This window comes from Paenibacillus sp. JCM 10914 (genome assembly GCF_001315105.1).
In the GTDB taxonomy this organism is placed as follows: Bacteria; Bacillota; Bacilli; order Paenibacillales; family Paenibacillaceae; genus Paenibacillus_AQ.
Genome location: NZ_BAZR01000024.1, coordinates 17,422 through 30,600, shown reverse-complemented (window position 1 = coordinate 30,600; position 13,179 = coordinate 17,422). Strand labels below are relative to the sequence as shown.

Here is a 13,179-nt window from a genome sequence, read left to right as displayed (position 1 = left end):
TTTTCTCACTCCTGTCCACAGCTTCCTTAGATATTACTAGTATATCAATAATGGACGGATTCAATGTCCTCGTTCACTTTGGAGAATTCCCCACGCACACTACGAAGTATGTTCTCAATAAGATTGAAATTCCTCACATTCACCTTATCAAACATCTCAGTATGAGCCCCATCTCCTTGATATTCGATGTAATGGTCTGAGACTTCAGACCAGCCCAAATCAAGTTGCTGGTTTTCCTCGGACTTGATTAAGAACACATTCGTTTGTGTAAGCTTACCGCCATTCACTAATCGATTTAGATATTTCATGTATTGAATGTTCTTCGCCAGAGCCTTCTCCATATCGAACACCGCTTCATTAGTAATTTGATGCTTCCTTTTCATTTCTTCGTAATAATCAAATGCTCGACTCATCAAAGTATCATCCGATTCAAATTCTTCAAATTCCTTTCTTTTTGAGTCCACTATTATCAAATTGATTTCCCTATGTGTTAGTTTTTCAATTTGTTTAACCACTTCGAAGGCCAGATTGCCCCCTGCAGAGTATCCTAGTATGTTAAGTTTGCCTTCCGGCTGTCTGTTTATGACGGCATGGGCATATTCCAGATACATATTAGCTGATTCTATGAAATTAAAAGCGTAAATAGAGCTCCCGCTAAATTTCAGATTATGATAAAAATAAGCATGGGCCTCGATAGGAGGAAAACAAAACAATATGGGTTGTGTTTCGTCATGATCCATAAATAGGCCTAGCTGTTCAGCCTCGTTGTTTAATGCCCTCGAACTACTGATCTCCTGAGCTAAATCCTCTAAAATTGGAAACCTGTATAAGTATTCCAGCGATATTTCTATGCTTAGTACGCGGTTTATTCTTTCGGCCACAGCGAATAACAACAGGGAATGACCACCGAGTTCAAAGAAATGGTCACGAACCCCGATAGGTCTCCCATTATTCAATATTTCATCCCATACCTCGACCAATGCTTTCTCCACAGCTGTAGTTGGAGCTATATATTCCCGACCGCTTTGCAGTTCTATAATGGTCGTAGGAAGTGCTTTTCGGTCCAATTTCCCGTTAGAAGTGACAGGCATTTGCTCTATTCTGATAAACTGAGCTGGTATCATATACTCGGGCAATTGCTTGGAGAGGCGATTTCGCAATTGCGTCACTGTCAGCTCGTTGTCTGAGACAATATACGCACTTAAATATGCTTGGCCATGTTGGTCTTCATGCGTCACAACCGCAGCCTCTTGTATACCCTGCTGCTGACCGAGCTCATGCTCGATCTCGCCTAACTCAATTCGATAACCGCGGATCTTCACTTGATGGTCTAATCGGCCAAGGTATTCAATATTTCCGTCTGATAACCAACGGGCACGATCTCCTGTTCGATATATACGTTCTCCAGCTACCAATGGATTCTCTATGAACTGCTTCTCTGTAAGCTCACGCTTATTCAAATATCCCCGTGCCAGAGCATCGCCTGCAACGCACAATTCGCCAGCCAATCCAATCCCTTGTCGCTGACCATGCTTTCCGATAATGTATAAACGAATATTGTCTTCCGCCCGACCGATAAGCACCTTTTGATTCGGATCCGAACATTCGTAATAGGTCACGTCGATTGTCGTTTCCGTAGGGCCGTACAGATTGATTAATCGGATCTGGTGATTGTCAAATATCCCAAAAAACTTGCGAAGGTGCTGCGCCTTCAGAGCTTCTCCCCCCAAAAATACATATCTCAAAGTTGAGAGCTGTTCCAAATGACCACTCTTCTCGATGAAATGCATAAATACTTGTAGCATAGATGGAATAAAATGAATTCGAGTAATTTTGTAATGTTGAATAGCTTTAGCAATCTCATCAGGTTTTTTCTCGGCACCAGGAGTAAGAAAAACTATCTTTCCTCCATTTAAAATCCCTAGCAATAATTCTCTTATCGAGATATCAAAACTAAAAGGCGTTTTTTGCAAAATGACATCCGTTGCATCAAGCGGGTACTCCCGTTGCATCCAATGCAAATAGTTAACCACGGAATAGTTCTCAATCATAACCCCCTTAGGCTTACCGGTAGAACCAGAGGTATACATGACATAGATCAGGTTATTCGCCTTACTCTCTGGCATGAGATTCTCTACTCCGCCTACATATAACTCATCTTGATCCAGCAGAATAGTCTGACCTTGAAATACTACGTGGCCCGCTAGTTGGGTATGCGTTAGTAACCAGCGTGTTCCGCTGTCAGAAAGCATGTATTTGATTCGGTCTTGGGGATAATTTGGATCAATCGGAACATAAGCGCCGCCCGCCTTCAATATACCCAATACTCCAATGATCATCTCCAGCGAACGCTCCACCATGATACCGACCAATTGTTCTGGACCCACACCTTCCGCTCTCAGCTTTCTAGCTAACTGGTTCGCCTTCTGATTTAGCTCCCGATACGATAGCCCCGCTTCCTCAAATACGACAGCCACAGCGTCGGGCGTTCGTTCCACCTGAGCTTCGAACAACTGATGAACCGTCTGGTCCCTCGGATAGACGGTTTCCGTTTGATTGAAACGGTCCAGTAGCTGCTCCTCATCCGCCGACAATATATTTATTCGTGCTAATGCCTGTGTCGGATCCCTAACGATTTCTACGAGCAGTTGTATCCAATGTTCCACCAATCGCTCTGCGGTTTCTCTGCGGTACAGGTCACTCGCGTATTCCAGCGTAAAATCCAGACCCTTCTCCGTCTCCCAACCGGTCAACGTTAGATCAAACTTGGCTACCTTTCCTTCTCCAGGTAACGACGTGACTTTAAGCCCATCCAATTCTAATGCTTGCCGCTCCATATTTTGCAGCGCAAACATCGTATCAAACAATGGATTACGGCTTAAATCTCGTGTAGGCGCGAGCTCTTCCACTAACACATCAAAGGGATAATCCTGGTGTTGATATGCTTGTATCGCATGATCCTTTACCTCCTGCAAGAAAGCTAGGAAAGATTTCTCCCCGGTCGGTCGATGGCGCAGGGCCAATGTGTTGACGAACATACCGACCACGGGTTCCAGATCAGCATGCGTTCTTCCCGCAATCGGTGAGCCGATTACGATATCCTCTTGCTCCGTATACTTATACAACAAAGTCGTATATGCCGCGAGCAACACCATGTACAGCGTGCTTTCCGTCTGCTGAGCCAACTGTTTCAATTGTGCCAGCCGCTCCGATTGGATCGTAAACGAAATACGATCTCCTTCAAAGGTTTGCAGCTTCGGACGTACATAATCCGTGGGCATTTCGAGTATTGGCAGTGGTCCGGCCAGAGTCTCCTGCCAATAGCTACGTTGTTTCTCCATCTGCTCCGACTGCAGCAGGGCATTTTGCCAGAGGGCAAATTCCTTGTACTGAATGCGCAGTGGCAAGAGCGTCTCTCCGGCATATAGATGGGCAAATTCGTTGATCAAGATCCCTGTTGAGATCCCATCGGAAATGATATGCGGCATATCCATCATCAACAGATGGCGCCCCTTCGCCAGCTTGACCAAAACAGCCCGAAATAACGGAGCTTTGCTAAGATCGAATGGGCGTACAAAATCCTGGATCAGCGTTTCAATCTCCATCGTCTCGGGTCGCTCTACATAATCCAGTTCAATGGAGACTTCGGGATGAACGGATTGCATAATCTCACCGTTAATTAAGGTAAACGAGGTTCGCAGCGACTCATGACGCTGGACCAGCCCTTTGATGACGGTCAACAACCGCTCGTGATCACATTCGCCTTCCAGCATAAACGCCCCTGGCATGTTATATGTAATTTGCTGCTCACTTAATCGCTGCAGTAGGTATTGACGCTTTTGAGCTGCCGATACCGGATAATGCTCCCGAGTTTCGATCTTGGGAATAATAGCACACTCTCCTTCAACTGCTTGCTCAACACAAATCGCTAACTCTGCAATGGTGGGGTATTGGAATATTTCACGAATCGTAAGTTCCACCCCAAGCTCCCTATTCACTTTATAGGCAACCATCATTGCATTTAGAGAATTTCCTCCGATATCAAAGAAATGGTCACGAATTCCTATAGTGTAATCAGTGCTTAAGACATCTCTCCATATTCCTGCCAAAGCTACTTCTGTTGCCGTACGAGGAGCCTCGTACTTCCATTTATCATGTAAAGAGTTGCTTGGTTCTGGCAGAGCTTTCCGATCCAATTTCCCGCTTGGTGTCAGTGGAAGTTCCTCTACCTCTAGTATTCGAGCCGGGATCATGAATTCTGGCAATTGATTTGCTAAACGTTGACGCAAATCCGCAACTACATCTCTGCTCTCTGTAACGACATAGGCACATAGATACTTCTGGCCTTGCTGACCCACACGAGCAACAACCACGGCTTCGCTGATACCTTTCTGCATATTAATTAGACTCTCGATCTCTCCGAGTTCAATCCGATAACCTCTAATCTTCACTTGGTTATCAATGCGACCTAAAAATTCAATGGTTCCGTCATGCAGCCAGCGAGCACGATCGCCTGTCCGGTACATGCGTTCCCCAGAAGCTGCATATGGATTGGGTATGAATCGCTCAGCCGAAAGTTGAGGAAGATTTAAGTATCCCCTTGCTATCCCATCTCCGGCCAAACATAATTCGCCTTCAACTCCGATGGGGACTTTCATCAATTTATCATCCAATATGTAGGCTTTCGAATTCGAAATAGGTATCCCGATGGGAATGCTTGATTCCACCTTTGTTCGTTGCCCGATTCGATAAAAAGTCGAAAGCGTTGTGTTCTCCGTCGGGCCATACCCATTGATGAGCTCTATCGCATACATCGATCGAATTTTTTTTACATGCTTCAACGATAATACGTCTCCACCGACAAGTATGCTCTTTAGTCCTTTAAACGTTTCAGGTCTGTTATCCACGATCAACGTAAATAATGCCGTAGTTATAAAGACAACCGTTACATCGTGAGCCGTTATACTTTCTTCTATATTCTCTAAGCTGAGTATTCCCTTATGTAATAACGCTAGTTTAGCCCCATTTAGTAGGCTTGCCCATATTTCAAGCGTTGCTGCATCAAAAGAATAAGAGGCGCTCTGCAAGATCGTATCTTCCGTTCCCACGTGCAGGTAATTTGTATCTTTCACTAATCGAACAACCCCTCGGTGTTCTATCATCACACCCTTGGGCTTACCAGTCGAACCAGAGGTATACATGACATAAATGAGATTACCCGCTGTACACTCTGGCTGGAGATTCTCCACTGCCCCTATGTACAAATCTTCTTGGTCCAGCAGAATAATCCGACCAGTAAAAACTACGCGGTTCGCTAGTCGGGTTTCCGTCAGCAACCAACGTGTCCCGCTGTCAGATAACATGTATTCGATTCGCTCTTGCGGATACGCCGGATCGATCGGAACATAAGCGCCTCCCGCCTTCAATATGCCCAATATTCCAATAATCATCTCCAGCGAACGCTCCACCATAATGCCGACCAATTGCTCTGGACCTACACCCTCCGTCCGCAACTCTCTAGCCAACTGATTCGCCTTCTGATTTAGCTCCCGATACGTGAGCTCTGCTTCCCCAAATACGATAGCCACAGCGTCTGGCGTTCGGTCCACCTGAGCTTCGAACAGTTGAATCACCGTCTGGTCCCTCGGATAGACGGTTTCCGTTTGATTGAAACGGTCCAGTAGCTGCTCCTCATCCGCCGACAATATATTTATTCGTGCTAATGCCTGTGTCGGATCCCTAACGATTTCTATGAGCAACTGTTTCCAATGTTCCACCAATCGCTCTGCGGTTTCTCTGCGGTACAGGCGACTCGCGTATTCCAGCGTAAAATCCAGACCCTTCTCCGTCTCGCAACCGGTCAACGTTAGATCAAACTTGGCTACCTTTCCTTCTCCAGGTAACGACGTGACTTTAAGCCCATCCAATTCTAATGCTTGCCGCTCCATATTTTGCAGCGCAAACATCGTATCAAACAATGGATTACGGCTTAAATCTCGTGTAGGTGCGAGCTCTTCCACCAACTTATCAAAGGGATAATCCTGGTGTTCATACGCTTGTAACGCATGGCTCTTCACCTCCTGCAAGAAGGTCAGGAAAGATTTCTCCCCGGTCGGTCGATGGCGCAGCTAATGTGTTGACGAACATACCGACCACGGGTTCCAGGTCAGCATGCGTCCTTCCCGCAATCGGTGAGCCGATTACGATATCCTCTTGTTCCGTATACTTATACAACAAAGTCGTATATGCCGCGAGCAACACCATGTACAGCGTGCTTTCCGTCTGTTGAGCCAACTGTTTCAATTGTGCCAGCCGCTCCGAATGAATCGTAAACGAAATACGATCTCCTTCAAAGGTTTGCAGCTTCGGACGTACATAATCGGTGGGCATCTCAAGTATTGGGAGTGGTCCGGCCAAAGTCTCCAGCCAATAGCTACGTTGTTTCTCCATCTGCCCCGATTGCAGCAGAGCATTTTGCCAAAGGGCAAATTCCTTGTACTGAATGCGCAGTGGCGAGAGCTTCTCTCCGGCATAAAGACGGGCAAATTCGTTGATCAAAATCTCTGTCGAGATCCCATCGGAAATGATATGCGGCATATCCATCATCAACAGATGACGCCTCTTCGACAGCTTGACCAAAGCAGCCCGAAATAACGGAGCTTTGCTAAGATCGAATGGGCGCACAAAATCCTGGATCAGCGTTTCAATCTCCATCGTCTCGGGTCGCTCTACATAATCCAGTTCAATGGAGACCTCCGGATGAACGGATTGCATAATCTCTCCCTTAATTAAAGCAAACGAGGTTCGCAGCGACTCATGACGCTGGACCAACCCTTTGATGACGGTCGACAACCGCTCGCGATCACATTCCCCTTCCAGCATAAAAGCCCCTGGCATATTGTAAGTAATTTGGCGCTCTCCCAATTGCTGCAGCAAATATTGACGCTTTTGAGCTGCTGATACTGGATAATGCTCCCTGGTTTCTGTCTCGGGAATAACAACCATCCGCTTTTCCCCTGCTTGCTCGATATAAGCTGCTAGCTCTGCAATCGTGGAATGGTGAAACACTGTATTCATTGAGTAATCAACACCAAATTCAGCATTCATTAACATGACGAGCTTAGCGGCTTTAAGAGAATGTCCGCCTAATTCGAAAAAGCGATCCTTCCGACTAAAGTTGCGATGTCCCAGAACGGTCGCCCATAACTCAAATAATTTATTCTCGGTTACTGACATCTCCTCATATACATGGTTCGCGGTTAATCGATCGATTTCCTCTACAATCGTTGCATATTCATTATTCTGAAACCTGGCTGAGAGTATATGTCGCTGCAGTTTTCCGCTAGTCGTCTTGGGTATGTGTCTAACAGGTATGATAAAGGCAGGTTGAAAACCGTATATTTTTACGAGAGTAGCTCTAATCTCGCGTGCCAACTTTATAAACGCTGAGTAATCTTTTTTCCTATAAAGCACGAAAATGGCTAAACCCTCTTCTAGCAGCTCTTCAGATACTGCTCTGGTTGCAACAACTTTATTCAGTTCTAAGCCCCTAATCACTTCGAGACTCTGCTCGATATCGTGTGCAAAATAATTTTGGCCTTGGATCACAATCGTATCCTTGTATCTTCCCGTAACCACCAGTCTACCATTTAGAATAAATCCAATATCTTCTGTATTTAACCACTTCGATTCCTGTATGTTCGTATCCACGCACCCATAATATCCTTGCGTGACATTTGCCCCTGATATTTCAACAAGGCCTAATGTACCCTCTTCTACAACCTCACCGTATAATCCGCAAATTCGTATGCTGCATCCATCCAGAGGAAATCCAAGATCAACAAAGGAAATCGTTGAGCGGCTTTTGCTTTCCATTATTCTTACCTTTGATCCAATGGACAGTGAATGCCGATCGACAAACCAAGTCTTATAGCGCTCGCCCGCTGGACTTGCAGTTACTCCTACTGAAGCCTCAGCTAGTCCGTATACAGGGATCATGACATGGTTCGCCAGAGCAAACGGGGATAATTCATTGATAAATCGTTGACATATCTCATCAGAAATAGGCTCAGCGCCGTTAACGATACTCCTTATACAGGACAGATCCAAATCTAACCGCTTATTTTGCAGCGCATCCAACGTATGCTTTAATCCGAAGTTAGGAGAATACAACTGATTAATGCGATACTTATCCGCAATTTCCAACCATTTAATTGGATTACGCACGAACAAGGAGGTAGGCATGATAAACTGGTTAATCCCGGAGCACAGCGCCACTAGATGAAAACCAATCAACCCCATATCATGAGTCAGAGGCATCCAACTCATAGAAGCATTCATGGTGGTCGTTCTGCCTGCAGTCATCAAATCTTTGATGTTCTCCAAAAGATTCTGATGAGTTAGCATGACTCCTTTGGGATCACCAGTTGAACCAGATGAGAACTGGATGAGCGCTATTTCTGCTGCTGAACCGTGAGATGTCTCCACGGACACATCCCGCACGACGCAACTATTCAGTATGCATAAACTATGTTCAAAGACATGTTCCAGGTTCTCAATCTCCTCTTTATTAGTAAATCTATGTATTTTATCGAATAAGTCTATATCGCTTACGATCCGTGGTTTATTTAATTTTTTGAGCACATTTATTATTTTTTTCTTATGATCAAGGTTATCCCCATTAGATAGAGGAACCGGGATGTACCCCCCCAGAATACAAGACCAGAAAGCGATTAAAAATGTCTTGTTATCTGTGATCTGAAAGACGATTTCATCGCCAGGTTCGAACCCAGCCAATCTCATTTCTGAGAGCAATCCTTTCGCGCTCTTCAACAAATCAGAATATGAGAAAAAGTTCTCCACGTTTGAGCCGCCCACAAAATAAATCCCTTTATCATGACATTGATCAAGAGAATACAAATTTTCCGCTAAAGAGTTTTCATGCATATAGCTATCCCCGCCTTAACTATTTGTAAGAATATAGGTTTATTACATTGCAAACTTTTGACTTCAACTTATTGTGAAAGTTCATTCTTGTTGGGAGAAATCCAAACTGGGTAGATATTCCATTGAGGTAGCACAGATCTAGAGGATGATAAAAATTGTAACAATTCACCAGGGGTATATCAATGTAATCAGATTCCATAAAATGACACAGTATCATGTGAAATACGCAAAAAAGACGAAAAGACCCTTAATTAGATAGGTCTTTTCGTCTTTTTATTATTTAAAATGTCCAGTTATTCCTTCCCCTTACTCCACCGTCACGCTCTTCGCCAAATTCCGCGGTTTATCCACGTCATTACCGCGTGCAAGTGAGGCATAGTAAGCGAGAAGCTGTAGCGGTACCACCGAGATCGCAGCGGTCAGGATCGGCAGCGTCTTCGGAATAGCGAAGGCTTGGTCTACGGACTTCAGCAGACCGGCCACATGCTCTTCGTGGGTAATGGCCATCACTTCGGCTCCGCGTGCCTTCACTTCCTTGATGTTACTTACCGTCTTCTCTAACACGGCATCCTGGGTTGCGAGCGCAATGACAGGAATACCATCCTCGATCAAAGCCAGCGTCCCGTGCTTCAATTCGCCGGCAGCATAAGCTTCGGAGTGAATGTAGGAGATCTCTTTCAACTTGAGCGAGCCTTCCTGTGCCACAGCATAGTCTTGACCGCGTCCAATGAAGAACAGGTTCTCGTGCTTCGCAATTTGTTCCGCATAATCCTTGATCGATTCCGCATTACTCAGCATCGATTCCACTTGCTCAGGCAAAGCTTCCATCGCGGCGATTACCTCAGCAACGGCATCCTCTGTCATAGCTCCGCGTACTTGTGCCAAATACAGACCAAACAGATAGAATGCGATCAGCTGCGAAGTGTACGCTTTTGTTGAGGCGACAGCAATCTCGGGACCTGCAAGCGTGCCAAGCACATCATTCGCTTCACGGGCAATGGAGCTGCCCACAACATTCGTAATCGCAAGTACATGAGCACCATGGCTCTGCGCTTCACGAAGCGCAGCCAATGTATCTGCTGTCTCTCCTGATTGGCTGACAACAATGACAAGCGTTTCAGGTGTTACGATTGGCGAACGATAACGATATTCGGAAGCTACATCATTTTCCACCGGAATACGAGCCATACCTTCGATAACGCTGCGACCAACCAGACCGGCATGATACGCCGTTCCACAAGCGACGATCTGAACGTTACGGATATTTTTGATTTGGTCATGGGTAAGCTTAAGTTCAGGCAGAACAACGCTGCGCTTGCTATCATCCACACGGCCTAGCATCGTGTCACGATAAGCCTTCGGCTGTTCGTGGATTTCCTTCAGCATGAAATGATCGAATCCGCCTTTTTCCGCCGTAACAGCATCCCAATCGACACGAATCATTTCCCGAGAAATAAAGTTCCCCTCAATCGTCATCAATTCGACAGCATCTGCTGTAAGCAGCGCCATCTCTCCGTCGTTCAGTATATAAACGTTCCGTGTATATTTAAGAATGGCTGGAATATCAGAGCCGATGAAGTTCTCCCCTTCGCCAAGACCGATGATCAATGGGCTAGCCTGACGTACAGCCACCAGTCGATCCGGCTCGTACTCTGTCAGAACGCCAAGTGCGAAGGCACCTCGCATGAACGAGATGGCTTTCTGTACCGCCTTCATGATATCTCCATCATACTCGCGGGCGATAAGATGAGAGATCACCTCGGTATCCGTCTCGGACACAAATTGATGCCCCTGACTAATCAGCTCTTCCTTCAATTCCAGATAGTTCTCTACAATTCCGTTGTGAACTACCGAGAATTTCTGACTTTCATCCGTGTGCGGATGAGAGTTGACATCAGATGGGCGACCATGCGTTGCCCAGCGCGTATGACCAATCCCTGCCGTTCCCACAAGCGGAGCTGATTCCAGTCGCTCTTCCAGATTAGCCAGGCGGCCCTGCGCCTTCGCAACGCGAAGTCCTTCATTCGTAAATACAGCGATTCCTGCAGAATCGTATCCACGATATTCCAGCTTCCTTAGTCCATCGATCAACACCGATTGCGTCTTCTGATTCCCAATATATCCGACAATACCACACATAGTATAATTCCTCCGTTTTCGCTCCATATAGTTAGCGATGTGGAATAGAACATGCAGCTGCTGTGCGGCATTAGCGGAATGAAGAATGGATATTCAATTATCAACGTTCAAATCTCCGGCACGGCAAGTACCGTTGAACCATCATGAATGCACTCTTCTTCCACCGCGCTGTCGCTGTTCTACGCACATCCATGCTTTATAATAATGAGAGCACCTTGCTGATTCGTTGTGGGAACGGTCGCCCATTCCTTTTCCGAGATTCAGCTTACGGTTATGGTGCAGTACCGGGAGGTCCCCGCCGAACAATCCGAACACCTCCACCTCGTCAGCTTGTATCTGCCGTTTGGGATCCCTGTCGAAGCAGATCACCATTCCCCGCGCAGTTCCAAGCTCTGGCGCTTATAAATCTTGAGATAACCTCACGGTCCTCACTTTCTATTTTTGAATAACATCCTTTATTATATTCATGCGTTTCGCCTTTGGCAACTCGCTAAACCTATGTCGAATTCGATCCAAAGCGAAATCCCTGCGTCTTAAACCCGCGTGATTACCATCGAACGACCTATACAGCAAGCACGGTCTGAAAACAACGCTTTTCCTGCTGCATCAGCAGTTGTTGCGCTTACACCTGTTTAGCTCCAGTTAATATAACAGGCCAGCGAAGCTCATTAGATAGGTCACTGGCCCTGACATAAATTACTTGCTATTCCTGGAAAAACAGCCCCTTAGCCTTACGCTAATTCCCGCTTCACCACATCAGCAATCTGGGTAACATAGCGCTCCAGGTCGTCTTTATCCGGGCCTTCAGCCATAACACGGATTAAGGATTCGGTACCTGAAGGACGGACCAACACGCGACCATTATCGCCAAGCACACCTTCAACTTCAGAAATAGCGGATTCGATTACCGTATTACCTTGATACTTGCTCTTGTCGCCAACTCGAACGTTCACGAGCACCTGCGGATATTTACGCATGCTGCTCTTCAACTCATGCAATGGCTTACCAGAAGCCACCACGGTGTCCACCAGTTGAATGCCTGTCAAAATGCCGTCGCCTGTCGTGTTATAATCCAGGAAAATAACATGTCCGGACTGCTCTCCCCCTAAGTTGAAACCGCCACGACGCATTTCTTCCATCACGTAACGGTCACCGACGGCCGTCTTCGCCGTCTTCAGCTTCAAGCTATCACACGCCTTATAGAATCCGATATTGCTCATAACGGTCGATACGATCGTACCTTCCTTCAGTTTACCGGCACGGTTCATGGCATCACCGCATATGCAGAGAATGAAATCCCCATCCACTTCCTCGCCTTTGCTATCAATGGCAATAAGACGATCAGCGTCCCCGTCAAAAGCAAGCCCCAGATCAGCGTTGTGCGCAAGAACGGCTTCAACCAGCTTCTCGGGGTGCGTAGAGCCACAATTATCGTTGATGTTTAATCCATTGGGCTCTGCACCGATGGTAATCACTTCTGCACCTAATTCACGGAACAGCTTCGGAGCCAGCTCATACGCAGCCCCGTGTGCACAATCCAGAACAATCTTAATACCATCGAATCGCTGGGAAATCGTCGTCTTCAAATACTCCAGATACTTATATTTCAGATCATTATCTACACGCAGTTCACCAAGATCGGCTCCGATCGGACGAGGAAGCGTATCGATCTGTGCATCCATCAATTCCTCAATCTTCAGCTCTGTTTCATCGGACAGCTTAAAGCCGTCTCCACCGAAAAATTTGATTCCATTATCCTCAACCGGATTATGTGAAGCCGAAATCATGACACCGGCATCGGCTTTCAGCAATCTTGTAATATAAGCCACCCCTGGCGTACTGACCACGCCTAATCGAATGACATGTGCACCGATGGACAGAAGTCCTGCCACCAAAGCTGATTCCAGCATAGCACCGGATACTCGTGTATCCATCCCGATAATAACGGTTGGTTTCTCCTTATCGCCTGTAAGAACATACCCGCCGCAGCGACCGATACTATATGCCATCTCAGCTGTTAGCTCCTGATTGGCAATCCCTCTAACTCCATCTGTACCAAAATATTTCCCCATAGGTTGCATACTCCTTTATCTA

At 46.2% G+C, this 13,179-nt stretch carries 2 protein-coding genes and 1 pseudogene; all 3 read right to left on the bottom strand.

All coding sequences use genetic code 11. The features are described from left to right. Window positions 1-47: 47 nt before the first annotated feature. Window positions 48-8,897: pseudogene (locus JCM10914_RS31495) on the bottom strand (condensation domain-containing protein); the annotation flags it as partial. Window positions 8,898-9,252: 355 nt separating this feature from the next. Further along, window positions 9,253-11,085, bottom strand: a complete 1,833-nt coding sequence (gene glmS, locus JCM10914_RS20980; protein WP_023964388.1) for a glutamine--fructose-6-phosphate transaminase (isomerizing) — start codon at window positions 11,083-11,085, stop codon at window positions 9,253-9,255. Window positions 11,086-11,816: 731 nt separating this feature from the next. Further along, entirely contained in the window at window positions 11,817-13,157 is a 1,341-nt protein-coding gene (gene glmM / locus JCM10914_RS20975) for a phosphoglucosamine mutase (RefSeq protein ID WP_023964384.1), read from the bottom strand. Window positions 13,158-13,179 lie beyond the last annotated feature (22 nt).

Excerpts from the sequence above, each read along its gene's own strand:
- glmS (WP_023964388.1), bottom strand. The coding sequence starts at position 11,085 with ATGTGTGGTATTGTCGGATATATTGGGAATCAGAAGACGCAATCGGTG.
- glmM (WP_023964384.1), bottom strand. The coding sequence starts at position 13,157 with ATGGGGAAATATTTTGGTACAGATGGAGTTAGAGGGATTGCCAATCAG.